Below are 24,243 nucleotides of genomic sequence, written 5' to 3'. Positions count from 1 at the left end.
TCAAGCGACCGTCGGCTGAAAACAGAACGACCAAATGCAACAAACCCCGGAAAACCGGGGTTTGTCAGCAGTCTGAAACGCCCCTTTTGGGGCGTTTTCTTATCTCGGACACCCGCCAACAACGCTCAAACCGCGCCGTGGCGGCACGGCACGATTTTCGCTTGGACTCTCCTGTCGGCTGCCATCGCAGCCAGGATGTGACCCTTGTCAGCAGGAGCAGTACCTATGACCACCCTAGCCCCCGAACAGAGCTGGTTACTGGACCCGGGTCGGCTCAAGCTGGTTCACCAGTGCCGTCGACTGATTCACTCCGAATTCGGCGTCAAACTCCATCTCACGGAAGACCGGCTGCCCCAGCTGCTCGCGGATTTCGCCGGACGCACCCGATCAACTCAACTGGTCAGAACCTGGGACAGCCTCAAGCATCAGATCCCCGGTTTTGATCCGGAGCACCCGGAGGGAGACAGCAGCCGCCGATACCGTGGCCAGCGCCTGGCGGATGATATCGAGCGCAGTGATCGGGAGCGGGTTGGCGTGGCAGCGGAACCGCCAAGGAACAAGGTGATCTATCGGGGGCAGGTGGTGGGCTGACGGCCCCGGGCTGTGCCGGAGCCGTCTGTCGAGCCTGGTAGGCGACCGGTCAGAACTGTTTGCTGAGCTGTACTGAGGCGCCCCAGGCGTCCAGCTCGTAGGTACCCTGGAAACGGGCGGCGTTGGCCAGCGGCTCGTTGTCCACGTTGTACTCGCGCTCATCCACGTCAACGTCGTCAAACAGCAGCACACCCGCTGCCACATCGACCGTCCAGCCACTGCGGGCATCGGCATACTGGGTACCCAGAGTCAGCCACTGACGGTCGTCAGACGGAATCCGCGCGGTACGGTAGCTCTCGTCCACCGGCGTCTGGTCGTAAGCGTAACCGGCCTTGAATGCCCAGGCAGGGGACGCCTGCCAGATCACACCAACGTTGGCCTGCCAGGTGTCGTTCCAGTTTTCGGAGACGTGGCCGATCATGCCCGGACGACCGAATTTGTCCTGGGCGCCAACGCCGGTGGAGATCGCGCCATTCTGTTCCCGGCTCTCGATGTCCAGCGCCACGAAACGGGACCACTTGGCCCAGGTAGCTCCGGCCAGCAACGTCACGCTGTCGGTCAGTTGATGACGGGCGCCCACGGAGATGCTCTCGGGAATCTCCAGCGGTACCCGGGCGTCTTCCTCCAGGTTGGTGAACGCCATGTTCAGACCACCGGCGCCAATCTGTGGCACCGGTACGTTGGTGAGGGTTGCCTCGCCTTCCAGTTCCAGTTCAGTACCGGTCTGGGCGGTCAGACCAAACTGGGTGCGGTCACTGACCTCCCACAACAGACCAAAGGTAAACGTCATCGCAATGTCGTCACCTTCCACATCGAAATAGCCTTCCTCAAACGCCGGACCGTCATAACCGGATGCCTGCGCCTGCTGGTAGTTCTGGCTGTAGTCCTGGAACTTCGACAGCCGGCCCTCGGCGTAGATCAGGTTGGCGCCGAAGCCCATGGAGAAGCCGTTGCCGTCATTCAGCGCAATGGAGGGGCTGAAGGCAATCGCGGTGAGCTCGGTCTTGTCGGCGAAGTAGCGACCCACGAAGTCGTTGTCGTAGTCGGCGCTGAGGCCGTAGGGGGCGTGAATGCCGAAGCCGACATCAACGCTGTCGTTCACCTCATAGGTCATGTACAGGTTGGGCAGGACCGCCAGGGGAGCAAAGTCACCACCACTGCTGCCATCCACCGGGGCGCCGGCAGCGCCGGTGGCGGAGCCGGTCGGACGGTCCAGCTCGGCGTCAATGTTGAGGATGGCGGCACCGAACGACAGGTTGTTGCCTTCCAGTTGACTCATGCCGGCGGGATTGAAGAACACCGTGGTGGCGTTTTCCGGGTTGGCGGCAGCCCCCGCGTTGGCCACACCCATGGCGCTGGCGCTTTGCTCATTGAGCGAGAAACCACCAGCGGATGCCACGACAGGCGCGGAAATCAGGGCGGCAGAGACGAGATAACGTGTTGTTTTGTACATAACTCCCCCTTTTTGGAATGCGGCGGAGTATACGCACGACACGGTAATGGCCTCAAATGCCAATACTATTCATTCAGGGACACAACCAACTACGACTAAAGTCGCAAGCCAGATAAAAGGGAGGAGGATCGCAGCCAGGCCGCCCGCACTGGCTGCGTTACAGACGACTCAGTCGCCCTGGATCGACAGCTTGTCGACGGAGGAGGACAGCTTGTCGGCGCCCTGGGCATCGGTCCCCAGCTTGATCATCAGACGCAGGTCGTTGGCCGAGTCGGCGTGCGCGAGGGCATCCTCGTAGGTCACCAGGCCGTCGGCGTAGAGCCGGTACAGCGCCTGGTCGAAGGTCTGCATGCCAGACTCGGTGGACTTGGTCATCAGCTCCTTGAGCTTGTGAACCTCACCCTTGCGGATCAGGTCAGACACCAGCGGGGTGTTGATCAACACCTCGATAGCCGCGCGGCGTCCCTTGCCATCCGGGGTCGGCAGCAGTTGCTGGGCGACGATGGCCTTGAGGTTGAGGGACAGGTCCATCCAGGTCTGGTTATGCTGGTCCGGATTGAAGAACTGGATAATCCGGTCCAGGGCCTGGTTGGCGTTGTTGGCGTGCAGCGTGGCCAGACAGAGGTGACCGGTCTCGGCAAACTGCACCGCGTACTCCATGGTCTGCTTGGTGCGGATCTCGCCGATCAGGATCACATCCGGCGCCTGTCGCAGGGTATTCTTCAGCGCCACCTCGAAACTCTCGGTATCGATCCCCACTTCCCGCTGGGTCACGATGCAGCCCTGGTGCTGGTGAATAAATTCGATCGGGTCCTCAATCGAGATGATGTGGCCCCGGCTGTTGCGGTTACGGTGCCCCAGCATCGCGGCCAGGGAGGTGGACTTACCGGTACCGGTGGCCCCCACAAAGATAATCAGACCGCGCTTGGTCATCGCCAGATCCTTGACGATCTCCGGCAGCGACAGGTCATCGATCTGGGGAATCTTCACCTCGATTCGCCGCAGCACCATGCCACACAGGTTGCGCTGGAAAAACGCGCTGACCCGGAAACGGCCGATGCCGCGGGCACTGATGGCAAAGTTGCACTCGTGGGTCTCGTCGAACTCGGCCCGCTGCTTGTCGTTCATCGCGCCGTAGACCAGCTCCCGGGTCTGCTCCGGGGTCAGGGCATTCTTGGTCACCGGCAGCACCTTGCCGTGAACCTTCATGCTGGGGGGCACGCCAGCGGTGATGAAGAGGTCGGAGCCGCCCTTGTCCACCATCAGGCGCAGTAGTTTTTCAAATTCCATGACTGTTCCCTGTACTTAGCAATCAGAAGTTGTCCGGCATCTTGGCCTTCATCCGGGCCGCCTCGCGGGAGATCAGGCCTTTCTGCAGGAGCCGTTCCAGACACTGATCCAGGGTCTGCATGCCCAGCGAGCCACCGGTCTGGATCGCCGAGTACATCTGCGCCACTTTGTCTTCCCGGATCAGGTTTCGGATGGCCGGGGTCCCGATCATGATTTCGTGGGCCGCGATCCGACCACCGCCCATCTTCTTCATCAGGCTCTGGGAGATAACCGCCTGCAGCGACTCCGACAGCATCGACCGCACCATGGACTTCTCTTCCGCCGGGAACACGTCCACCACCCGGTCGATGGTCTTGGCTGCCGAGGTGGTGTGCAGGGTACCGAACACCAGGTGACCGGTCTCTGCCGCGGTCAGTGCCAAGCGAATGGTTTCCAGGTCCCGCAGCTCACCTACCAGGATGATGTCGGGGTCTTCCCGCAGTGCCGAGCGCAGCGCCTCGTTGAAGCCGAGGGTATCCCGGTGTACTTCCCGCTGGTTCACCAGACATTTTTTGGAATCGTGGACGAATTCGATCGGGTCCTCGATAGTCAGAATGTGTTCGTAGCGACTGTCATTAATATAGTCCAGCATCGCTGCCAGGGTGGTGGACTTACCGGAACCGGTCGGCCCGGTCACCAGCACCAGCCCGCGGGGTACCGAGGAGATGTCCCTGAACACCTGACCCATGCCCAGATCGTCCATGGTCAGCACCTTGGACGGAATGGTCCGGAACACCGCACCGGCACCACGGTTCTGGTTGAAGGCGTTGACCCGGAAACGGGCCACGCCGGGCACCTCGAACGAGAAGTCGGTTTCCAGGAACTCCTCGAAATCCTTGCGCTGCTTGTCGTTCATGATGTCATAAATCAGTCCGTGGACTTCTTTATGTTCCATCGGTGGCAGGTTGATGCGCCGGACGTCACCGTCCACACGTATCATCGGGGGCAGGCCGGCAGACAGGTGCAAGTCAGACGCGCCCTGTTTCGCCGAGAAGGCAAGCAGTTCAGTAATATCCATAGAGGTCCTCGGAAGGCTTTTTCTTGGTTCCTGCGGACAACCCGGTTGGGGGCAAGGAGATACAGGCCTGGACGGTACGCCTGGCCGAAGGCAGCGCACGCGCTTGGCATTTTCCTGGCCCGGGGGTAACGTGTTGGCCAAACGCCGAATTTTGCCGGATTGACACCATGAGCAGCATAGCAGACAACATAGAGAGCGTAACCCGAAGCATACAAAAAGCAACAATCAGCGCAGGCCGCGAGGCGGGCTCGGTGACGCTGCTGGCAGTGAGTAAAACCCGGCCGGCGGATGACCTGCGCGCTGCGGTGGCGGCCGGGCAACGGGCTTTCGGTGAGAACTATCTGCAGGAGGCGCTGGACAAGATCGAGCAACTGGCCGACCTCCCGGGGCTGGAATGGCACTTCATCGGCCCCGTCCAGTCCAACAAGACCCGCGCCATTGCCGAGCATTTCCATTGGGTGCACAGCGTTGACCGTCTGAAAATCGCCCGCCGCCTCAGTGAACAGCGCCCGACGACACTGCCGCCGCTGCAGGTGTGCCTGCAGGTCAATATTGACGAGGAGGCCAGCAAATCCGGCTGCCACCCCGACCTGGCGATGACGCTGGCCGAGCAGATCCGCGAGCTGCCCCGGTTGCGGCTGCGGGGACTGATGGCGATTCCCGATCCTGATCGCCCGGAGCCGGCACTGCGTCAGAGCTTCCGGCGTCTGGCGGAACTGCAGCAGCGCATCAACGCCAGTACTCCGCAGTTACCGGCGCTGGACACCCTGTCGATGGGCATGTCCGGTGACCTGGAACTGGCGATTGCCGAAGGCGCCACCTGCGTGCGCGTCGGGACCGCCCTGTTCGGCCGCCGGCCGCCACCCGGCGAACCAAGACCGCCGGCATAATCTGCTATCATCGGCCAGACCGTTATCACCCAAACATCCGCGCGACAGACACTGGGAGCCCACCTTGAGCACAGCAACCACCATTTCCTTTATCGGTGCCGGCAACATGGCCAGCGCCATCATCGGCGGCATGATCGCCAATGGGTTCAACGCCGAGAACATCTGGGTCAGTGCCCCGGACGACCAGCACCTGCAGACCATCCGCAAGCGCTTCGGGGTCAGCATCACCACCGACAACCGTTACTGTGCGCAGCAGGCCGACATCGTGGTCCTGGCGGTGAAGCCCCAGGTCATGGCCGACGTCTGCCGCGATATCGCCCCGGTGGCCCAGAACACCCGGCCACTGATGGTGTCCATCGCCGCCGGTCTGGAAGCCGCCACCCTCGACAACTGGCTCGGCGGTGGCCTGCCGCTGGTGCGAGTGATGCCCAACACACCGTCACTGGTGGGCAAGGGAGCCGCCGGTCTGTACGCCAACAGCCAGGTCAGTGACGACCAGAAAGCCAGCGTGGAGGCGGTGTTCAAAAGCATCGGCTCCGCCCAGTGGGTGGCGGAAGAGAAATTGCTGCACGCCGTGACCGCACTCTCCGGCAGTGGCCCGGCCTATTTCTTCCTGATGCTGGAAGCGCTGGAAGCCGCCGCGACCAAGGCCGGCATCGAAGCGGGCACGGCCCGTGAACTGGCGATCCAGACCATGGCCGGCGCTGCCGAAATGGCCGCCCAGAGTGAGCACGACCCGGCCCAGCTCAAACGCAACGTGATGTCGCCGGGAGGCACCACCGAGCAGGCCATCCACACCTTCGAGGACGGTGGCCTGCGGGAACTGGTGGAGAAAGCCTACCAGGCCGCCTTCAGCCGCTCCGAGGTGATGGCCAAAGAACTGGCCGGCGACGACTGAGACTGGCAAGCGGGGTTGCATCCGCCCCGCCCTGCCCACATAACCCAGGAAATCCTTCCGTCAACGGAGACTCGGCTTCATGCTGGCGCACATTCTGATCACTGTCCTGCAGATCGTCTCGACGTTCTATCTGACGATCGTGCTGCTGCGATTTCTGCTGCAACTGGCGCGGGCAGACTTCTATAACCCCATTTCCCAGTTTGTGGTGAAGGCCACCAACCCACTGCTGCGTCCGTTGCGGCGGATCATCCCCGGCTGGGGCGGGATTGATGGCGCATCGCTGGTGCTGGCCGTGCTGATTCAGGCCCTGGCCTACGTGCTGATCCTGTTCACCCTCAATGGCGGCCTGCCCAGCATCAACCCGATCACCCTGCTGACCTGGTCGGCGCTGACGGTGCTGGGGCTGATCATCAAGATCTACTTCTGGTCGGTGATCGCCGTGGTCGTGGTGAGCTGGATCGCTCCTTCCAGCCATCACCCGGCGATCCAGCTGGTGGCCCAGATCACCGAACCGGTGATGCGCCCGGTGCGCAACCTGATGCCACCGATTGGCGGCCTCGACCTGTCACCGATCGTCGTGTTCCTGATTCTCAGCGTGCTGACCGAGGTGGTCCAGCGCATGGCCATGGCCGCCGGCCTTGGCGCGATTGGCGTAGGTTTGTAGAGCCGGTCACAAACCTGCAATCAGTTACAAAGCAACACAATTGGAAACAGTTCGCAAACCCGAATCCAGCCAATTGATTTAACAAAATTTTTCACGCACTATCCCGGATCTTTACAGGTTCATGACTGCCGCCGCCCGACCAGGGTGTCGGGGCGGCAGCAGGTTTCTGTCGGTTTTGCAGTAATATTCTGCTATTGCCCATTACAATCTGGTAAAGGTCGGTGCGATGAAGACATACGGAAGCCTGTCCCAGCAGGTGGAAGCCTACCATTCATGGAAGAAAGAACTGATCCGGCAGATCAGCCGTTACCGGCTTTGGCTGCAGGATAACGACCTGTTCTCGGACGACATCAGCAGCCGCATCCGTCACGGCCTCGAATTGCTGATCGAAGACGAGCTCACCATCGCCTTCGTCGGCGAATACTCCCGCGGCAAGACCGAGCTCATCAACGCCCTGTTCTTCTCGAGCTACGGCCAGCGCATGCTGCCGTCCCAGGCCGGGCGCACCACCATGTGCCCCACCGAGCTGTTCTTCGACCGCAACCAGAATGAAAACTACCTGCTGCTGTTGCCGATCGAGACCCGTCGTCAGGACATCTCGCTGCAACAACTGCGCAAACAGCCCCAGGACTGGGTTCGTCACGAGCTGGACGAGAACAACCCTGAGGTGATGCGGGAAGTGCTGGGAGAAGTCGCCCGTACCAAGAGCGTGACGCCCCTGGAGGCCCGCGAACTGGGCTTCGAGGAAAACATGCTGGAGACCGACCGGGAACAGCCCGGCAAGGTCCTGATCCCGGCCTGGCGCAACGCCCAGATCAGCATTCGCCACCCCCTGTTCGAGCGCGGCCTGCGCATCCTTGATACCCCGGGTCTGAACGCCCTGGGCTCCGAGCCGGAGCTGACCATCAGCCTGCTGCCCAAGGCCCACGCCGTGATCTTCCTGCTCAGCGCCGACACCGGCGTCACCGCCAGCGACATGGCGATCTGGAAGGAACACATCGACACCGAACACGCCGACCATCGCGCCGGCCGCTTTGCGGTGCTGAACAAGGTCGACGTGCTCTGGGACGATCTCCAGGGCGAGGCGCACACCCGCGACGCCATCCAGCGGGTACAGCAATACACCGCCGACCACCTGGGCATCCGCCAAACCGACGTGATCCCGGTGTCCGCCAAGCAGGGCCTGCTGGCCCGGGTTCGCAACGACGAGGCCAAGTTCCAGCGCAGCAATCTGCCGTGCCTGGAACAGCTGATCATCGATCGCATCCTGATGCACAAGGAGCAGTTGATCACCCAGAGTCTGATCAACGACCTGTTGGGAATGCTGCAGAACTCCCAGGCCGCCATCATGGGCCGGCTGGAAGTGCTGGAGGAAGAATACGACGCCTGCTCCGACACCAATGTCGACCGTGACGCCCTGCGCAAGCTGGCGGACCGCTCCCAGCGCGATTACGACTTCTACTACAAGAAGCTGATCACCCTGCGCTCCAGCCGTCGGCTGATGCAGTCCCAGGGCACAGCCCTGAGTCAGCTGGTCAGCGAGGAACGGTTTGAGGCCCACGTTGCCAAGACCCGTAACATCCTGACCACCAGCTGGACCACCGCCGGCCTGACTCGGGGCATGGATCACTTCTTCGAGCTGCTGGAAAGCGATCTCAACAACCTGCTCAGCGAAGGCCAACTGGCCGAGAAGATGGTGTCAGCGATCTATCGCCGCTACAACGAAGACACCCGCGCCCGTCACCTGGAGCCCATTCCGCTGCGGGCCGGCCGCCACGTGATTGCAGTGCGGGAGCTGCGCAAGAAAGCCAACCGGTTCCGGCTCAACCCGCGCAACCTGCTGACCGAGCAGAACCTGCTGATCCGCCGCTTCTTCAACGTGCTGGTCAGCGAGGCCCGAACGCTGCACGCCCGCGTCCGCAAGGATGTCGACCGCTGGCCCAGCGAGGCGCTGCTGCCCATCATGCAGTACTCGATGGAACAGAAGCAGCTGCTGGAGCACCAGGTACGCCGGCTGCGGGACATGGTCCGCAATGAGCGCGACAGCAAGGCCCAGCGCCGCCGCCTGGAAACCACCATCGCCGACCTGCGTCGTCAGCTCGAGCTGGCGGAAAACATGCAGCGGCAGATCCGCAAGCCTGCCCCCACCCTGATCCAGCAGAAAGTGGTGAACATTTCCGGCATCGCCTGATGCCGGCTCATCCCGCCGCCATTCCCACGGCGGTTGCAGGCTGACAGGGCCGCCGATAAACTGCATGGCTGGCAATCGCTTACCCCGTCTACAGGCGGAGGGTTGCCAGCCGTCACTGCCAACGTTTAACGGACCCAACCAGGAAGCCTTACGCGCCGATGCCCGAATCCCTGCCGCCGGACTCTGTCGGGTTAGTGACCCCTCAGACCATTGCTTTCGAAGAGCCCCTGACCCTGGCCTGCGGCCAGACCCTGGGCCGTTACGATCTGGTGGTGGAAACCTACGGCACACTCAATGCCGACGCCAGCAACGCGGTACTGATCTGCCACGCCCTCAGTGGCCATCACCACGCCGCCGGCTATCACAGCCCCGAGGATCGCAAGCCGGGCTGGTGGGACAGCTGTATCGGCCCCGGCAAGCCCATCGATACCAACCGCTTCTTCGTGGTCAGCCTCAACAATCTGGGGGGCTGTAACGGCAGTACCGGGCCGATGTCGATCAACCCGGACACCGGCCGCCCCTACGGCCCCGATTTTCCGGTGATTACCGTGGCTGACTGGGTCCACAGCCAAGCACGGCTGGCGGATCATCTCGGCATTACCCAATGGGCCGCCGTCGTGGGTGGCTCACTGGGCGGCATGCAGGCGCTGCAATGGAGCCTGACCTACCCGGACCGCCTGCGGCACGCGGTGGTAATTGCCTCCACCCCACGTCTGACCGCCCAGAACATTGCCTTCAACGAGGTGGCCCGCAAGGCCATTACCAGCGACCCCGATTTCCACAACGGCCGCTATCATGACTACGGCACCCTGCCCCGACGCGGGCTGATGCTGGCCCGCATGGTCGGTCACATCACCTACCTGTCGGATGCCTCCATGGGGGAGAAGTTCGGCCGTGAGCTGCGGGATCAGGCGTTCAAGTTCGGCTACGACGTCGAGTTTCAGGTCGAAAGCTACCTGCAGTATCAGGGCGAGCGGTTTTCCGAGTCCTTCGATGCCAACACCTACCTGTTGATGACCCGGGCGCTGGACTATTTCGATCCCGCCTATGACTTCGACAACAACCTGTCCGAGGCCCTGAAACAGGCTCGCTGCGAGTTTCTGGTGCTGTCGTTCAGTACCGACTGGCGCTTCACCCCGGCACGCTCCGAGGAGCTGGTGAATGCCATGATTGCCGCCCGCTGCAAGGTCAGTTACGCCGAGATCGACGCTCCCTGGGGACACGACGCCTTCCTGATCCCCACGCCCCGCTACACCGACGCCTTCGGCGCCTATATGAGCCGGGTTGCCCGGGAGGTGAACGCATGAGAACCGATCTGGCCATCATTGAACAATGGATTCAGTCCGGCAGCCATGTCCTCGACCTGGGCTGCGGTGACGGCACCCTGTTGGACTACCTGCAGCGGGAAAAGCAGGCCAGCGGCTTCGGTCTGGAAATCAACCCCGACCACATCACCACCTGCATGGCCCGGGGGGTGGCAGTGATCGAGCAGAACCTGGACACCCAGGGGCTGCAGAATTTCGAAGATCAGAGCTTCGACGTGGTGCTGATGACCCAGGCACTGCAGGCGGTGCGCCGGCCCGACCGGGTGCTGGACGAGATGTTGCGCCTGGGCCGCGAGGGCATCGTGACGTTTCCCAATTTCGCCTACTGGCGACTACGCTGGTATTTGATGCGCCGCGGAAGAATGCCGGAGTCGGAAGCCCTGCCCTACCGCTGGTACAACACCCCGAACATCCACCTGTGTACGTTCAAGGATTTCGAGGCGCTGTGCCATCGCAAGAACATCCGCATCAAGAACCGCACCGTGGTGGATGGCCAGCACCAGGATCGCTGGCTCAGCCGGCTGTGGCCCAATATGCTCGGCCAGATCGCCATTTACCGCATTACTCGCCAGGAGGACTGACCATGATTCCGCTTCCGCGTCTCGCCCGCCGTACCCTGGTGGCTCTTGCCCTGGCCTGGACCAGCGTTGCTGCCCAGGCCGAATCGGTGGCTTTTGACGACTACGAAGTCCACTACAGCGTGTTTCCCAGCACCTTCCTGAAGCCCGAGGTGGCGGCCCAGAACAATCTCAACCGCAGCAAGGCGATCGGCATTCTCAACATCAGCATCATGGAAGAGAACGAGCTGGGAGGCCTGCAGACCGTCAGCGGCCAGGTTGAGGGCAAGGTGCTCAACGACATCCAGCAACCGCGCTTTCTCGCCTTTCGCCGCATCCAGGAAGGCGACGCGGTGTATTTCATCAGTGAGTTCCAGTACCGCCCCGGTGAGCTGCTGACATTCCATGTCACCGCCCGCCCCACCGGCGCTGGTACCGACCTGCCCATCCGATTCGCCCACACGCTGTACGAAGAATGACCGACACCGACAACCGGCTGGTGATCGCCAGCAACAACGCCGGCAAGCTTGCCGAACTGACTGACCTGCTGTCCCCCCTGGGGCTGACCCCGGTGGCGCAGAAAACCCTCGGCGTCAGCGAGGCGGAAGAGCCGGCGGTCACCTTCGTCGAGAACGCCCTGCTCAAGGCCCGTCATGCTGCCCGCAGTACCGGACTGCCAGCGCTGGCCGACGATTCCGGCCTGGCGGTGGACGCCCTGGGCGGGCAACCGGGCGTGCGCTCGGCGCGCTTTGCCGGCGACCAGGCCAGCGACGGCGACAACATCGATGCCCTGCTGGCCGCCCTGGCGGACGTGCCGGAAACCGACCGCGGCGCCCAGTTTCACTGCGTGCTGGTCTACCTGCGCCACGCCGACGACCCCACGCCGCTGATCTGCCACGGCCGCTGGCCCGGACGGATTCTGAGCGAACGCCACGGCGATGGCGGCTTTGGCTATGACCCGGTGTTCTGGGTACCGGAACGGTCCTGCAGCGCGGCGGAGCTGAGTCGCGCCGACAAGGGCCAGCTCAGCCACCGGGGGCGCGCCCTGCGGCAACTGCTGGCGCTGCTGGACAGCTCCGCCGCACCGACGTGAGCAACACCATCCCGGCAGCACCCCGACCGGCGCTGCCGCCACTCAGCCTGTATCTGCACATGCCCTGGTGCGTGCGCAAATGCCCCTACTGCGACTTCAACTCCCACGCCCTCGACGGCACCCCGCCGGAGTCCGACTACCTCGCCGCCATTCTGGAAGACCTGCGGCACGACGCCGACCAGATCCAGGGCCGCAGGGTGGAGACCGTGTTCATTGGCGGAGGCACCCCCTCGCTGATGTCGGCGGAGTTCTATCGCCAGCTGTTTGCCGGCCTGGCGCAACAGCTGGACTTTGCCGACAACGCCGAGATCACCCTGGAAGCCAACCCCGGCACTGTCGAGCAGGGCCGTTTCGAGGGCTTTCGCGCCGCCGGCATCAACCGGCTTTCGCTGGGCATCCAGAGCTTCAATCCCGACCATCTGAAGGCGCTGGGCCGCATCCACGATGACCACAGCGCTCATCGGGCGATTGCAGCCGCCCGCAATGCCGGCTTCGACAACTTCAACCTGGACCTGATGCACGGCCTGCCGGAGCAGAGCGTCGACCAGGCCCTGGCGGACATCGAGGCCGCCCTGTCCTGGCAACCGCCGCACCTGTCCTGGTATCAGCTGACGCTGGAACCCAACACCGAATTCTACAGCCGCCCGCCGGACCTGCCAGACGACGACCGGCTCTGGGAAATCTACCGCCAGGGCGGCAACCGGCTTCGCGAGGCCGGCTTCCGCGATTACGAGGTCTCGGCGTGGGCTCAGCCCGGCCGGGCTTCCCGTCACAATCTCAACTACTGGACCTTCGGCGACTATCTCGCTCTGGGCGCCGGCGCCCACGGCAAGCTCACCAGCACCGATGGCTCGATACGCCGTTACTGGAAAACCCGCCAGCCCGACGCCTACCTCAAGCGCATCGGCAGCCGCACCGCGGGCCAGCAAAGCATAGCGACGGACGAACTGGCACTGGAGTTCATGATGAATGCGCTGCGCCTGCGTCAAGGCGTGGACGAGGCAGTGTTTGAGCAACGCACCGGTTTACCACTGCAATCGATTGCGGTATTACTGGAACAGCTACGATCCGAAGGACTGCTGGAACAGGACCGCCTGCAGGCCACGGAACAGGGTCACCGCTACCTCAACAGTCTGCTGGAGCGTTTTCTTTGAAGCACGAAGCCACCCTGCCGCCACTGCCAAGGTCTCTGAAACTTGGCTTGATGGCCACCCTGGGCCTGTTTCTGACGTTGCTGGCCATCAATCAGCTACTGGTTTCACCGGTGGCCAGCAAGGGCATTGTTGATCTGGAGCTGGCCTCCAACGCCGAGCGAACTCTCGCCATCCTCACCAGCTGGGGTGAACAGGGAATGTTGTGGGCTCAGGTCTCACTGTGGCTCGATTTCCTGTTCATCGCGATCTACGTGTTGAGTCTGCTGGCCCTGACCGGTTACCTGCTGCAAGACCGTCCCGGTATTCGCGAACGCAAGGTGGGCCATTCGGTACGGGCCCTGTTTGTCGGCGCGGGCGTCTGTGATGTGGTGGAAAACGTCCTGCTGCTCAACAACCTGTCAGCACCATCGGACAGCGTCAGCCTGGCGGCCGCGCTCTGCGCGATGATCAAGTTCACCGCCCTGCTGCTGGGCGGTGCCGGCCTGCTGGTGATTAGGGCCGAGCGCCGGCATCCACTGGAAACGTCCAGATAGCCGGCGCCCCGCACCTCACCCGCATATCAATTGGTGCGACGGAACAGCAGATCCCAGACACCGTGACCCAGACGCTCACCGCGCTGCTCGAACTTGGTGATCGGGCGATCGTCCGGACGCGGTGAGAAGCCGCCTTCCTCTACGGTATTGGCAAAGCCTTCCGACGCCTGCATCACTTCCATCATGTGCTCGGCGTAGTTCTCCCAGTCCGTCGCCAGGTGCAGAATGCCGCCAACCCGCAGCTTGTGGCGCAGTCGCTGGACGAACTCCGCCTGCACCAACCGGCGTTTGTGGTGGCGTTTCTTGTGCCACGGATCAGGGAAGAACACCATCACCCGGTCCAGGCTGGCTTCCGGCAGACACAGGTCAATCACGTCGTTGGCGTCGATGTTGTAGACCCGCAGGTTTTCCAGGCCATGATCCTCAACCTCCTTGAGCAGCGCCCCGACCCCGGGCAGGTGCACTTCCACGCCAATAAAGTCCTGTTCCGGCGCCGCCGCGGCCATGGTCGCCAGGGATTTGCCCATGCCGAAACCGATTTCCAGGTTCAGCGGGGCCTCGCGGCCAAAGACCTCACGGGGGTCAATCATGCCCTGCTCCCGGGTCAGGCCGAACTTTGGCCAGCAGCGGTCAAAGGCGTTCTTCTGGCCCACCGTCATCCGGCCCTGACGCAACACAAAGCTGCGAATACCCCGCCGCGTAGTAACCGGAGATGTAACCGGAGATGTAACCGGAGATGTGGCCGGGGATGTGACCGAAGGTTGGTCCGTTTGGTTGTCGCGATCTGTCATCGGCTGTCCTCAACCCGCTGGTTGTCAGTGTGGGAAAGATTACGTCATCAATAACCCGACAGTTTACCAGAACCAGCGGCACCGGCTCATACCGGACTGCGGCGCAATAAGTCAGCGAATGAACCGCACGGAACACTAACCCGCTGGCTTGCGATCGAGCTTGCGATACCCCAACGCTTCCACCAGGTGGCCCTGGACCAGTTGCCCTTCGCCGGCCAGGTCGGCAATGGTACGGGCCACCCGCAGGATACGGTGCAGCGCCCGCGCCGACAGCCCCAACCGTTCAATCGCCTGGGTCAGCAACCGCTCACTGCCAGCGTCGAGTGCGCACCAGGTCTGCAACTGCGCGCCCGCCAGGCGAGCGTTGATCACTCCCCGGTCGGCCTGCCGCTGGCGCGCAGCGATCACCCGCTGGCGAACGGCCGCACTGCTCTCGCCCCCGCCCTGGCGTCGCAACAGCACCTCTCCGGGTTGTACCGGCACCTCAACGTGGAGGTCGAAACGGTCGAGCAGCGGACCGGACAGCCGGCTCTGGTAGCGCTGAACCTGCTGGGGCGTGCACTGGCACTCAATGGCGGGATGGCCACGATAGCCACAGGGGCATGGATTCATCGCCGCCACCACCTGGAACGCCGCCGGAAATGCCACCTGACGGCTGGCGCGGGAGATCACGATGCTGCCGGACTCCATCGGTTCCCGCAGCACTTCCAGCACCTTGCGATCAAACTCCGGCAGCTCGTCGAGAAACAGGATGCCCTGGTGGGCCAGGGAGATTTCTCCCGGCCGGGGTCGGCTGCCGCCGCCCACCAGCGCCGCCGACGAGGCGGTGTGGTGCGGCGAGCGGTACGGCGGCTGGCGCCAGTGCCCGGCGCGGATCGGCAGGCCGGCAATGGAGTGAATGCTGGCCACCTCCAGCGCGGCCTTGTCGTCCAGTGCCGGCAGCAGGCCGGGCAGGCGACTGGCAAGCATGCTCTTGCCGGTCCCCGGCGGCCCGAAAAGCAGCAAGTTGTGGCCGCCAGCGGCGGCGATCTCCAACGCCCGCCGCGGCACCTGTTGGCCCTGGACATCGGCCAGATCGGGCTGATCCGGCGGCGTGGTGTCCTCCGCCATGGGGACGATGTCGGGCAACGGGCCACTGCCGACCAGATGCTCACACACCGCCAGCAGATGATCACCCGCCACCACTCCCTCGGCACCGGCCAGGGAGGCCTCTTCGGCATTGGCCCGGGGAATCAGCAGCGCCCGTCCGGCCTGCCGTACCGCCATCACCGCCGGCAGGATGCCGGTAACACCGCGGAGCGCGCCGTCCAGCGACAGCTCCCCCAGGCATTCCACCTCCGCCAGGGCGGCAGCCGGCAACTGACCGGAGGCCGCCAGGATGCCCAGTGCGATGGGCAGGTCAAAACGGCCACCTTCCTTCGGCAGGTCGGCGGGCGCCAGATTGATGGTGATGCGTTTGGCAGGAAACTCGAAGCCGGCATTGAGCAGGGCGCTGCGAACGCGGTCCTTGCTCTCCTTCACACCGGTTTCAGGTAAACCGACGATGGACAGGGCCGGGAGACCGTTGGAGAGATGAACTTCAACCGTGACCGACGGCGCGGTGACACCCAGGCAGGCCCGGGTATGAACAGTGGCAAGCATGACAACCTTCCCTGGTTGATAAGAGCGAAAAACCCCGGTGTGCGCCTTCCTGGCGCATCGACTCCGGGGCCGGAATCAGGCGGAGAGCACTAGTCGGCGGCAGTACCAGGTTCGGCCTGGCGTTGTTCAAGTTCGGCCACCCGCTGTTCCAGGGCTTCCAGCTTTTCGCGGGTACGCATCAGTACCGCCTGCTGGGCATCGAACTCTTCCCGGGTCACCAGTTCCAGACGGGACAGCACGGACATCACCGTGGCGCGGGCGTGCACTTCAAAGTCTTCCCGGGCGGCGCGCGCCATGTCGGGGACGAACTGGCCAAACTGACCCTGGATCTGGGACAGAAAATCCTGCGGACCTTTCACGAGTCACCTCATTGTTTGCTGTGTGCGGCGGGCATGGCTCTGCCAGATTGCTCTGCCAGAGTGTGGCACGGGATCGCCCCTGCTACCGAAGAGGGAGTGTATCATACCCCCGCGCCTGCCATACTGGGCCAGCCCGCGCCCAGAGGGTCAGCGACACGCTCTGTGATCGCCTCTGGCAGGCTCGCACCAGTATGGTTCACGACCAAAACCGGTGCGCTATAATGGAGCGCCCTGACGTCCCATTTTGGCACAGGGTTTTTCCAACTTTTTGTATAGAAAGAGATTTTTTGCGTTGGCACATCCGATGCTACTGACCTGGTACGCAATCCGCACAATTGGTGTGCGAGGTAGCAGCATCCCGACTGCAACGGCGGGCCCGGCCCCCGATTGTTGATACGGCTTCAACAAGGAGAAAGCAATGAAACTTGTGACTGCAATCATCAAGCCTTTCAAGCTGGATGATGTCCGCGAGGCACTGTCCGAGATTGGCGTTCAAGGTGTCACCGTCACCGAAGTTAAGGGCTTCGGCCGGCAGAAAGGCCACACCGAGCTGTACCGTGGCGCTGAATACGTGGTGGATTTCCTGCCCAAAGTCAAAGTGGAGGTCGCCATCGGCGACAACCTGCTCGATCAGGTTATCGAGTCCATCACCAAGGCGGCCAACACCGGCAAGATCGGCGACGGCAAGATCTTCGTGACCGAACTCGAACAGGCGATTCGAATCCGGACCGGCGAGACCGGAGAAGAAGCGGTCTAAAACCGCCACCGGAATTTTCAAGCCAGCGCAAAAACATCCAGTTACCTGAAAAGCCTCGTGCGGAGGGCTTCACATGGAAAACAATCTCTTTCACCTGCAGTACGCTATAGATACCTTTTATTTTCTTGTTTGCGGCGCATTAGTTATGTGGATGGCCGCAGGGTTCGCGATGCTCGAATCCGGCCTGGTGCGTGCCAAGAACACCACTGAAATTCTCACCAAGAACGTCGCGCTGTTTGCCATTGCCTGCACCATGTACCTGGTGTGCGGCTACGCCATCATGTACGACGGCAATGTCTTCCTCTCCGGCATGGGCGCTGTTGACGTCGACGGCGTGCTGGGGGATTTCGCCGGTCGTGAAGGCGGCTTCGAGGGCGGCTCCATCTACTCCGGTGCCTCTGACTTCTTCTTCCAGGTGGTGTTTGTGGCTACCGCCATGTCCATCGTCTCCGGCGCGGTTGCCGAGCGCATGAAATTGTGGGCCTTCCTGCTGTTCGCGGTGGTCATGACCGGCTTCATCTACCCGATGGAAGGCGCCTGGACCTGGGGCGGCGCGGAAGTGTTTGGCCTGTATTCCCTGGGTGACCTGGGCTTCAGTGACTTCGCCGGTTCCGGCATCGTACACATGGCCGGTGCGGCCGCTGCCCTGGCGGGCGTTATCCTGCTGGGTGCCCGTAAAGGCAAGTATGGCCCCAACGGCGAAATCCGCGCCTTCCCGGGTGCCAACCTGCCACTGGCGACCCTGGGTACCTTCATCCTGTGGATGGGCTGGTTCGGCTTCAACGGTGGCTCCGTACTGAAACTCGGTGACGTAGCCAGCGCCCACTCGGTTGCCATGGTGTTCCTCAATACCAACGCTGCGGCCGCCGGTGGTGCCATCGCCGCCCTGATCACCGCCCGCCTGATGTTTGGTAAAGCGGATCTGACCATGCTGCTCAACGGTGCCCTCGCCGGTCTGGTGGTGATCACCGCTGAGCCGTCCACTCCGAGCGCCCTGACCGCCACGTTGTTTGGTGCCCTCGGCGGTGTACTGGTGGTCCTGAGCATTGTGACCATGGACAAGCTGCGGATCGACGATCCGGTCGGTGCCATCTCAGTCCACGGTGTCTGCGGTCTGTTGGGTCTGCTGCTGGTGCCTTTCACCAACGACGGTTCCAGCTTCAGCGGCCAGATCATCGGCGCCATCACCATCTTTGCCTGGGTCTTCGTAGCCAGCCTGATTGTCTGGGGCATCATCAAGGCCGTCATCGGCCTGCGGGTCAGCGACGAGGATGAGTACGAAGGTGTGGATCTGTCCGAGTGTGGCATGGAAGCCTATCCGGAGTTCGTCAGCACCAAGTAATCCCATAGCAGCCGGCCCCGCCGGCTGCGCAAAACAGAAAAGGGCGCCATCACAACGGCGCCCTTTTTTATGATCGGTACGGCAACAAGGCTCAGTCTTCCAGCAGCTCCCGCATGAACTGTGGCTGCGCCAGGGCACCATGATGCGTGGCCTCATTGTAGTAGCGGGTCACAAACGGTCGCTCGGCAGCATCGGCCTCGCGGAAATACCGCAACGGGTTATCCTTGCTGCCCATGGTGCAGCTCCACCAGCCGGTGGGATACACCGGTTGCGGGAATGGCAGCGTCACTACATGGCTCAGACCGGCTTTCTTCATATCGTTGTGGATGTCGCGGATGATGGTATCGGCATGCAGCAGCGGCGACTCGCTCTGCTGCACCACTATGCCGCCATCCCGCAGCGCCAGCATGCAGTCGCGGTAGAAATCCAGCGCGAACAGGCCCTCGGCTGGACCGACCGGATCGGTGCTGTCGATAATGATCAGGTCGATGCTGTTGGGCTCAATGTCCCGCATCCACTGCACCCCATCGCCAAAGAAGAAGTTGGCCCGGGGGTCGCCGTTGGACTCACACAGTTCGGGGAAGTATTGCTCGGACAGCTTGGTGACCCGCTCATCGATCTCCACCTGCCAGGCCTCTTCCACATCGGGATGCTTGAGCACTTCCTTCAGGGTGCCACAGTCCCCACCGCCAATGATCACCACTTTCTTCGGCGCTTTGTGGGTAAACAGTGCCGGGTGGGTCATCATCTCGTGGTAGAGGAAGTTGTCGCGGCTGGTGAGCATGACGCAGCCGTCGAGCACCATCAGGTTACCGAAGGTGTCGGTCTGGTAGATTTCCAGCTTCTGGAACTCACTCTGTTCCTCGTGCAGCTTCTCCCGCACTTTGAGGGAAAACGCAGTGCCCTCGTTCTGGAATACCTCGGTGAACCAGCCTTCATTCAGTGTTGTCATGACGGACCTCCCCTTGCCAATGACAGGCCCCGACGGGGCCGAACTGGCGGTATTGTAGGTGTCCTTTCAGCATAGCTGAAGCGGTCGCCGCGAATATTGCCACGCCTATTGCCACTCCGTCATCGCTACCCTCTTTGCGAGGCCAGGGTGAAGCCCTACAATGGCGCCATTCCCGACCTCCGGGAGAGAACTTCCATCCCGCCTTCACGCCCGGGTCCACCGGCACCCGTCCAGAGGCAGGTTGCACACATTGCACAGGGTTGCGCCCGATGACCGATCTTGTCTCCACCAATGCCCGTCACACCTACAACATTCCCCACTGGAGCGACGGCTATATCGACGTCAACGGTAACGGGGAAGTCTGTATTCAGCCCGACCGGGGTGAAACCGGCGCTGCCATCAGCCTGCCAGCACTGGCCAGCGACCTGGTTGCTCGGGGCAGTCAGCTGCCGGTGCTGGTGCGATTCACCGACATCCTCCACGACCGGGTCAACCGGCTGTGCAACGCCTTCAACCAGGTGGCCGCAGACCAGGGCTATCAGGGGGGCTACACGGCGGTTTACCCGATCAAGGTCAACCAGCAGCGCCGGGTGGTGGAGGAGCTGATCCGTGCCGAACCCGCCGCCAGTCGTCAGCAGATCGGTCTGGAGGCCGGCAGCAAGCCCGAACTGATGGCGGTGCTGGCGCTCAGCCAGGTCGGCTCGGTGATCGTGTGTAATGGCTACAAGGACCGGGAGTACGTGCGCCTGGCACTGATCGGCCAGGCCCTCGGTCACCGGGTCTACATCGTGGTGGAGAAGCAGTCCGAGCTGGCGCTGATCCTGGAAGAGGCCCGCCAGCTCAAGGTCAAGCCGCTGATCGGCGTACGCGCACGCCTGGCCACCATTGGCAAGGGTAACTGGCAGAACACCGGCGGCGAGAAATCCAAGTTTGGCCTGTCCGCCAGCCAGGTGCTGGCTCTGATCCAGACCCTTGAGCAGGCGGATGCCCTGGATTCACTGCAACTGCTGCACTTCCACCTGGGTTCCCAGATCGCCAACATCCGCGATATCCAGACCGGGTTGCGGGAGTGCGCGCGCTTCTACAGCGAATTGCGCCAGCTGGGAGCCCCCGTTACCACCGTCGATATCGGTGGCGGCCTCGGGGTGGATTACGAGGGCACCCGCACCCGCAGCAGCTGCTCGATGAACTACAGCGTGGAAGAGTACGCCTACAACGTTATCCACACCCTGCAGGCCGAGTGTGACCGCGCCGGCATTCCCCACCCGGACCTGATCAGCGAATCCGGCCGCGCCCTGACCGCCCACCATGCGGTGCTGATCACCAACGTGATCGATCGCGAAAGCGCCGACAGCGCCGACCCCGTGGCCCCGCCGGAACCGGCCCCACAGCCACTGCAGGACCTGTGGCAGGCGCTGGAGGAACTGCAGGCACAGCACAGCCCGCGCTCGCCGGTGGAGCTGTACCATGACATCCTGCATGCCCTGAGCGATGTCCACGCCCAGTTTGCCCACGGCCTGCTGGGGCTGGCCCATCGTGCCGCCGCGGAACGTACCTACAGCCGCTGCTGCCAGCAGTTGCGCCAGCGCCTGAACGGCAGCAACCGGGCCCACCGGGAAATCATCGACGAGCTCAATGAAAAGCTCGCCGACAAACTGTTCGTCAATTTCTCGCTGTTTCAGTCACTGCCGGATGTGTGGGGCATTGACCAGGTGTTCCCGATCCTGCCGCTGCGGGGGCTGCAGCGGCCACTGACACGGCGGGCGGTGATTCAGGACATCACCTGCGATTCCGACGGCCGTATCGATCTCTACGTTGATGGCCAGGGCCTGGAAACCACCCTGCCTCTGCCAGAGGATGACGGCGAGCCACTGCTGCTGGGCTTCTTCATGACCGGTGCCTATCAGGAAATCCTCGGCGACATGCACAACCTGTTCGGCGATACCCACTCGGTGGATGTCCGGCGAGACGAGGACGGCAGCTACCGCATCAGCGAGACCATCGCCGGCGATACCGTGGCGAAGATCCTGCGCTACGTGAACTTCGAGCCGGAGCAGCTGCTACAGGCCTACCGCCGCAAGTTTGCCCGCAGTGACCTCGACGCCCTGAGCCAGGAGCGGCTGCTGGCAGAGCTGGAAAGCGGGCTTCACGGCTACACTTACCTGGAAGACTGACTACCTGGAAGACTGACGGGCGCGATAGGCGGAGGGGGACACCCCCTCCCATTTGCGAAAGGCACGGCCGAAGTTGGATGGATCGCTGTAGCCCAACCGGTCGGCAATGTCATCAATGGTGGCCGCGGATGCCGTCAGCAACTCCAGCGCCCGGGCATGACGTACCCGATCCAGAATGGCCTGGAACCGCACGCCTTCGGCGCTGAGTTGCCGCCGCAGCGTCCGGGAGGAGACCCCGAGACTGTCGGCCACCTGCTCCAGCGCCGGCAGCCGCCCGGTACGCACCGATTCCAGCAACCGCCGCACCCGGCCCGCCGCCGAGGCGGTCTGGGACTCCAGCTGGCGCTGCTCTTCCTCACACTGCTGCTCCGCCACCCGCCGTGCCACCGGGTTGGACAGGGCGATGGGCAAATCCAGAAACTGCCGCCGGAAGCGCAGCTGATTGGCGCAAGCGTCAAACCGCACCTGATCGGCGAACAATCCCTGATAGGCCTGCCAATGGGCGGGTCTGGGGTAGGTCAGCCGGCACGAGCCGCCTTCCAGCAGACGGGTGCCGAACAGCAGCAGATTGACCTCCATGATCGACGCCAGCACCACCTCAACGTTGAACACGTACAAATCCTGCAGATCGTGTTCCACCTTCAGCTCAATCACGGCGTCATCGCCATCGGTGTAGAAATCCAGCCCCATGTAGGGAAAGCGGATACGGAAGTACTTGATCAGCACTTTCAGCGCTTCTTCGATGGTGTCGCTGCTGATCGCCGCCTGGGACAGAGCGCCGTGGGTGGTGAACTTGAGCCGGCGGCCAAACGCCAGACCCAGGGCCGGATCGCCACTGTGCTCCAGCGCCGTCCGGCTGAGTGCAACAAACTGCTTGATGGTGATGAGATTGTCCGGATGCTCCAGAGCCGAAGACCGGATCGCCGCCGCCTTCAGCAATGGCTGACGCCGGATACCCCGCTCCTCCAGCAACTGGCAGAGGATGTCAGCGTAATGCGCTTTGATCACCGGCAGATCCACTGCCAATTCGGATGAATACCTGGACATTCCGAAACCCTGAATCGCAAACCGCAACAACACTAGACTGCATTGATCAAAACGGCAATCACCTGTCTGCCCCGGCGACAGTGTAGAAATGGTCAAAACAGCATCACCGTTCCCCCCCCGCCATGAATCCAATAGCCACGACCGGACGTAAAGCTTTTCACCAGTAGCCACTGACAGACGCCGGACGAGTGCCTAGAATGATGACTCAAACCGTAACAAGCCACGCCAAAGCCAAGGAGCGTCCAGTGACGACGCTGGAGCCAACTGCCCACCGGGCAGATAGTCCCCGTGACCCCTGGAGCCAGCTGCTGGAAAAGGTGGGCAAACACCAGGACCGGGAAGCCTTCCAGTCGCTGTTTCAGCACTTCGGGCCACAGATCAAACACTACGCCATCGCCAACGGTCTGCCCCATCAGGCAGAGGAGCTGGTGCAGGAGGTCTTTATCTCGATCTGGCGGCGCTCCTGCCTGTACGACTGGCGCAAGGCCGCGGCCTCCACCTGGATCTTCACCATCGCCCGTAACCAGCGGGTGGACCTGCTGCGCAAGCTCCGCCGTACCAATAAGGAAATCACCGTGGAGACCGAGGACCTGTGGCAGGTACCCGGAGAGCAGGAGGACGAACCGGTAACGTCCCTGCACCGGCTGATGTCGGAACGGCGGATTCGGGAGTCCCTGGTGCATCTGCCGGAAGAGCAAATCACGGTGATTGCCAAGGTCTACATGGAGCAGAAGTCCCACCAGACCGTGGCGGAAGAGCTGGACATCCCCCTGGGCACGGTGAAAAGCCGGGTCCGCCTCGCCCTGAAGAAACTGAAAGTACTGTTGCAGGACCAGAAGTCATGACGTCGCATCACCCCGACACCCTGAGCCTGATGGAGTACAGCGCCGGGACCCTGAGCGATCCCCATGCCCTGTGCATCCGCCTGCACCTGGATCACTGCCCCCACTGTCGCAGCCGCGTTGATGCCCTCGACAGCCTGGGTGCGATGATCGTTGAGAGCCAGCCCAGGGAACCGGTAGCGGCCGGTACCTTTGACGCCATTCTCGACCGCATAGACGCCGAGCCGGCGCCGGGAGCAATCGTTATGCCACGGGACCCGCGCGATGCCCTGCACAAGCTGCTCGACACCGACGACCTCAACAGCCTGCCCTGGAAACGGCAACTGGCGGACGCCAGCGTGTTCGACATCAGCGACTATTTTCCGGAGCAGTCCGAACGGGTGGTGCTGCAGAAGCTGACCGCCGGCGGCAAGGCCCCCAGCCACACCCACCGGGGCACCGAGACCACCATCGTGCTGCAGGGGGCGTTTGTGGATCACAGTGGCGTGTTCAACCAGTGGGACTTCGTGGTGCTGGATCAGAACGACACCCACAAACCGGTGGCCGTCGGCCACGACGACTGCATCTCGCTGTCGATTCTGAGCGCGCCGCTGAAGCTGACCGGTACCTTCACCCGTCTGCTCAATCCGTTTATCCGCTGAA

At 62.6% G+C, this 24,243-nt stretch carries 25 protein-coding genes; 17 read left to right on the top strand and 8 right to left on the bottom strand.

The genetic code is table 11. From position 1 onward, the window contains the following. Both MLD24_RS17895 and MLD24_RS17890 read left to right on the top strand, forming a co-directional pair. Positions 1 to 201, top strand: a 201-nt coding sequence (locus tag MLD24_RS17895; protein ID WP_248168434.1) for a hypothetical protein, incomplete at its 5' end; no start/stop codon positions are given. A gap of 24 nt (positions 202 to 225) precedes the next feature. Further along, positions 226 to 591, top strand: a complete 366-nt coding sequence (locus MLD24_RS17890) for a hypothetical protein (RefSeq protein ID WP_248168433.1) — start codon at positions 226 to 228, stop codon at positions 589 to 591. A 49-nt stretch (positions 592 to 640) separates the two neighbouring features. Here the strand turns inward: MLD24_RS17890 and MLD24_RS17885 are convergent, their stop codons facing one another. The 3 genes from MLD24_RS17885 to MLD24_RS17875 all read right to left on the bottom strand — a co-directional run bounded on the left by MLD24_RS17885 (position 641) and on the right by MLD24_RS17875 (position 4,391). After that, the gene (locus tag MLD24_RS17885) at positions 641 to 2,044 is read right to left on the bottom strand and encodes an OmpP1/FadL family transporter (RefSeq protein ID WP_248168431.1); all 1,404 of its coding nucleotides are present in this window, start codon (positions 2,042 to 2,044) and stop codon (positions 641 to 643) included. Positions 2,045 to 2,212: 168 nt separating this feature from the next. Then, positions 2,213 to 3,334: a PilT/PilU family type 4a pilus ATPase gene (locus MLD24_RS17880; protein ID WP_227172608.1), complete on the bottom strand. Its 1,122-nt coding sequence runs from the start codon at positions 3,332 to 3,334 to the stop codon at positions 2,213 to 2,215. A 22-nt stretch (positions 3,335 to 3,356) separates the two neighbouring features. Continuing rightward, complete coding sequence (locus tag MLD24_RS17875; protein ID WP_227172609.1) at positions 3,357 to 4,391, bottom strand: type IV pilus twitching motility protein PilT; 1,035 nt, start codon at positions 4,389 to 4,391, stop codon at positions 3,357 to 3,359. Positions 4,392 to 4,558: 167 nt separating this feature from the next. On the opposite strand from MLD24_RS17875, the gene MLD24_RS17870 reads away from it, so the two are divergent. The 10 genes from MLD24_RS17870 to MLD24_RS17825 all read left to right on the top strand — a co-directional run bounded on the left by MLD24_RS17870 (position 4,559) and on the right by MLD24_RS17825 (position 13,696). After that, positions 4,559 to 5,281, top strand: coding sequence for a YggS family pyridoxal phosphate-dependent enzyme (locus tag MLD24_RS17870; protein WP_248168429.1), 723 nt, complete (start codon positions 4,559 to 4,561; stop codon positions 5,279 to 5,281). A 64-nt stretch (positions 5,282 to 5,345) separates the two neighbouring features. Then, complete coding sequence (gene proC / locus MLD24_RS17865) at positions 5,346 to 6,179, top strand: pyrroline-5-carboxylate reductase (RefSeq protein WP_248168427.1); 834 nt, start codon at positions 5,346 to 5,348, stop codon at positions 6,177 to 6,179. Positions 6,180 to 6,258: 79 nt separating this feature from the next. Then, a complete protein-coding gene (locus tag MLD24_RS17860) occupies positions 6,259 to 6,843 on the top strand; it encodes a YggT family protein (protein WP_227172612.1) in 585 nt (194 codons plus the stop codon). A gap of 226 nt (positions 6,844 to 7,069) precedes the next feature. Beyond that, on the top strand, positions 7,070 to 9,034 hold the full coding sequence (locus MLD24_RS17855) for a dynamin family protein (protein ID WP_248168426.1): 1,965 nt from the start codon (positions 7,070 to 7,072) through the stop codon (positions 9,032 to 9,034). 158 nt (positions 9,035 to 9,192) lie between these two features. Beyond that, positions 9,193 to 10,341: a homoserine O-succinyltransferase MetX gene (gene metX / locus MLD24_RS17850; RefSeq protein ID WP_248168424.1), complete on the top strand. Its 1,149-nt coding sequence runs from the start codon at positions 9,193 to 9,195 to the stop codon at positions 10,339 to 10,341. Next, complete coding sequence (metW, locus tag MLD24_RS17845) at positions 10,338 to 10,940, top strand: methionine biosynthesis protein MetW (protein ID WP_227172615.1); 603 nt, start codon at positions 10,338 to 10,340, stop codon at positions 10,938 to 10,940. Before metX ends, metW begins: the two co-directional genes overlap by 4 nt. 2 nt (positions 10,941 to 10,942) lie before the next feature. Further along, positions 10,943 to 11,395, top strand: a complete 453-nt coding sequence (locus tag MLD24_RS17840; protein WP_227172616.1) for a DUF4426 domain-containing protein — start codon at positions 10,943 to 10,945, stop codon at positions 11,393 to 11,395. Continuing rightward, a complete protein-coding gene (gene rdgB / locus MLD24_RS17835; RefSeq protein ID WP_227172617.1) occupies positions 11,392 to 12,009 on the top strand; it encodes an RdgB/HAM1 family non-canonical purine NTP pyrophosphatase in 618 nt (205 codons plus the stop codon). The genes MLD24_RS17840 and rdgB overlap by 4 nt, the downstream gene beginning before the upstream one ends. Then, entirely contained in the window at positions 12,006 to 13,163 is a 1,158-nt protein-coding gene (hemW, locus tag MLD24_RS17830) for a radical SAM family heme chaperone HemW (protein ID WP_344816928.1), read from the top strand. The genes rdgB and hemW overlap by 4 nt, the downstream gene beginning before the upstream one ends. Further along, a complete protein-coding gene (locus tag MLD24_RS17825) occupies positions 13,160 to 13,696 on the top strand; it encodes a hypothetical protein (protein ID WP_248168422.1) in 537 nt (178 codons plus the stop codon). The genes hemW and MLD24_RS17825 overlap by 4 nt, the downstream gene beginning before the upstream one ends. Before the next feature lie 26 nt (positions 13,697 to 13,722). Here the strand turns inward: MLD24_RS17825 and trmB are convergent, their stop codons facing one another. The 3 genes from trmB to MLD24_RS17810 all read right to left on the bottom strand — a co-directional run bounded on the left by trmB (position 13,723) and on the right by MLD24_RS17810 (position 16,487). Next, on the bottom strand, positions 13,723 to 14,487 hold the full coding sequence (trmB, locus tag MLD24_RS17820) for a tRNA (guanosine(46)-N7)-methyltransferase TrmB (protein ID WP_248168420.1): 765 nt from the start codon (positions 14,485 to 14,487) through the stop codon (positions 13,723 to 13,725). Between the two features lie 135 nt (positions 14,488 to 14,622). After that, positions 14,623 to 16,128 (bottom strand): YifB family Mg chelatase-like AAA ATPase, encoded by a 1,506-nt coding sequence (locus MLD24_RS17815; protein WP_248168418.1) that lies wholly within the window; start codon positions 16,126 to 16,128, stop codon positions 14,623 to 14,625. A gap of 89 nt (positions 16,129 to 16,217) precedes the next feature. After that, positions 16,218 to 16,487 carry an accessory factor UbiK family protein gene (locus tag MLD24_RS17810; RefSeq protein WP_248168416.1) on the bottom strand — a complete coding sequence of 90 codons (270 nt, stop codon included), beginning with the start codon at positions 16,485 to 16,487 and terminating at the stop codon, positions 16,218 to 16,220. Between the two features lie 418 nt (positions 16,488 to 16,905). Between MLD24_RS17810 and glnK the strand changes: the two genes are divergently transcribed. Both glnK and MLD24_RS17800 read left to right on the top strand, forming a co-directional pair. Then, a complete protein-coding gene (gene glnK / locus MLD24_RS17805; protein ID WP_004578958.1) occupies positions 16,906 to 17,244 on the top strand; it encodes a P-II family nitrogen regulator in 339 nt (112 codons plus the stop codon). Between the two features lie 73 nt (positions 17,245 to 17,317). Further along, positions 17,318 to 18,586 (top strand): ammonium transporter, encoded by a 1,269-nt coding sequence (locus MLD24_RS17800; RefSeq protein WP_248168414.1) that lies wholly within the window; start codon positions 17,318 to 17,320, stop codon positions 18,584 to 18,586. Between the two features lie 91 nt (positions 18,587 to 18,677). On the opposite strand, the gene speE is transcribed toward MLD24_RS17800, so the two are convergent. Continuing rightward, positions 18,678 to 19,538 (bottom strand): polyamine aminopropyltransferase, encoded by an 861-nt coding sequence (gene speE, locus MLD24_RS17795; RefSeq protein ID WP_227172624.1) that lies wholly within the window; start codon positions 19,536 to 19,538, stop codon positions 18,678 to 18,680. A 269-nt stretch (positions 19,539 to 19,807) separates the two neighbouring features. Between speE and speA the strand changes: the two genes are divergently transcribed. Continuing rightward, positions 19,808 to 21,712 (top strand): biosynthetic arginine decarboxylase, encoded by a 1,905-nt coding sequence (gene speA, locus MLD24_RS17790; RefSeq protein ID WP_248168413.1) that lies wholly within the window; start codon positions 19,808 to 19,810, stop codon positions 21,710 to 21,712. Here speA and MLD24_RS17785 read toward each other — a convergent pair whose 3' ends face one another. Beyond that, entirely contained in the window at positions 21,713 to 22,759 is a 1,047-nt protein-coding gene (locus MLD24_RS17785) for an AraC family transcriptional regulator (protein WP_248168411.1), read from the bottom strand. It abuts the gene before it with no gap. 245 nt (positions 22,760 to 23,004) lie between these two features. Between MLD24_RS17785 and MLD24_RS17780 the strand changes: the two genes are divergently transcribed. Further along, complete coding sequence (locus tag MLD24_RS17780) at positions 23,005 to 23,604, top strand: sigma-70 family RNA polymerase sigma factor (protein WP_248168409.1); 600 nt, start codon at positions 23,005 to 23,007, stop codon at positions 23,602 to 23,604. Continuing rightward, positions 23,601 to 24,242, top strand: a complete 642-nt coding sequence (locus MLD24_RS17775) for a ChrR family anti-sigma-E factor (RefSeq protein WP_248168407.1) — start codon at positions 23,601 to 23,603, stop codon at positions 24,240 to 24,242. The genes MLD24_RS17780 and MLD24_RS17775 overlap by 4 nt, the downstream gene beginning before the upstream one ends. Position 24,243 lies beyond the last annotated feature (1 nt).

The organism is Marinobacter xestospongiae, from assembly GCF_023156385.1.
GTDB lineage: Bacteria > Pseudomonadota > Gammaproteobacteria > Pseudomonadales > Oleiphilaceae > Marinobacter > Marinobacter xestospongiae.
Note: the sequence above shows the minus strand (reverse complement) of the source record. Positions and strands in the feature narration are given on the sequence as shown.

Bases quoted from the DNA above. Each gene is read 5' to 3' on its own strand.
- MLD24_RS17775 (WP_248168407.1), top strand. From the start codon at position 23,601: ATGACGTCGCATCACCCCGACACCCTGAGCCTGATGGAGTACAGCGCC.
- MLD24_RS17855 (WP_248168426.1), top strand. From the start codon at position 7,070: ATGAAGACATACGGAAGCCTGTCCCAGCAGGTGGAAGCCTACCATTCA.
- trmB (WP_248168420.1), bottom strand. From the start codon at position 14,487: ATGACAGATCGCGACAACCAAACGGACCAACCTTCGGTCACATCCCCG.
- MLD24_RS17890 (WP_248168433.1), top strand. From the start codon at position 226: ATGACCACCCTAGCCCCCGAACAGAGCTGGTTACTGGACCCGGGTCGG.
- MLD24_RS17840 (WP_227172616.1), top strand. From the start codon at position 10,943: ATGATTCCGCTTCCGCGTCTCGCCCGCCGTACCCTGGTGGCTCTTGCC.
- rdgB (WP_227172617.1), top strand. From the start codon at position 11,392: ATGACCGACACCGACAACCGGCTGGTGATCGCCAGCAACAACGCCGGC.
- MLD24_RS17860 (WP_227172612.1), top strand. From the start codon at position 6,259: ATGCTGGCGCACATTCTGATCACTGTCCTGCAGATCGTCTCGACGTTC.
- MLD24_RS17870 (WP_248168429.1), top strand. From the start codon at position 4,559: ATGAGCAGCATAGCAGACAACATAGAGAGCGTAACCCGAAGCATACAA.
- MLD24_RS17800 (WP_248168414.1), top strand. From the start codon at position 17,318: ATGGAAAACAATCTCTTTCACCTGCAGTACGCTATAGATACCTTTTAT.
- metX (WP_248168424.1), top strand. From the start codon at position 9,193: ATGCCCGAATCCCTGCCGCCGGACTCTGTCGGGTTAGTGACCCCTCAG.
- MLD24_RS17885 (WP_248168431.1), bottom strand. From the start codon at position 2,044: ATGTACAAAACAACACGTTATCTCGTCTCTGCCGCCCTGATTTCCGCG.
- metW (WP_227172615.1), top strand. From the start codon at position 10,338: ATGAGAACCGATCTGGCCATCATTGAACAATGGATTCAGTCCGGCAGC.
- MLD24_RS17815 (WP_248168418.1), bottom strand. From the start codon at position 16,128: ATGCTTGCCACTGTTCATACCCGGGCCTGCCTGGGTGTCACCGCGCCG.
- speA (WP_248168413.1), top strand. From the start codon at position 19,808: ATGACCGATCTTGTCTCCACCAATGCCCGTCACACCTACAACATTCCC.
- glnK (WP_004578958.1), top strand. From the start codon at position 16,906: ATGAAACTTGTGACTGCAATCATCAAGCCTTTCAAGCTGGATGATGTC.
- MLD24_RS17785 (WP_248168411.1), bottom strand. From the start codon at position 22,759: ATGTCCAGGTATTCATCCGAATTGGCAGTGGATCTGCCGGTGATCAAA.
- speE (WP_227172624.1), bottom strand. From the start codon at position 19,538: ATGACAACACTGAATGAAGGCTGGTTCACCGAGGTATTCCAGAACGAG.
- MLD24_RS17880 (WP_227172608.1), bottom strand. From the start codon at position 3,334: ATGGAATTTGAAAAACTACTGCGCCTGATGGTGGACAAGGGCGGCTCC.
- MLD24_RS17875 (WP_227172609.1), bottom strand. From the start codon at position 4,391: ATGGATATTACTGAACTGCTTGCCTTCTCGGCGAAACAGGGCGCGTCT.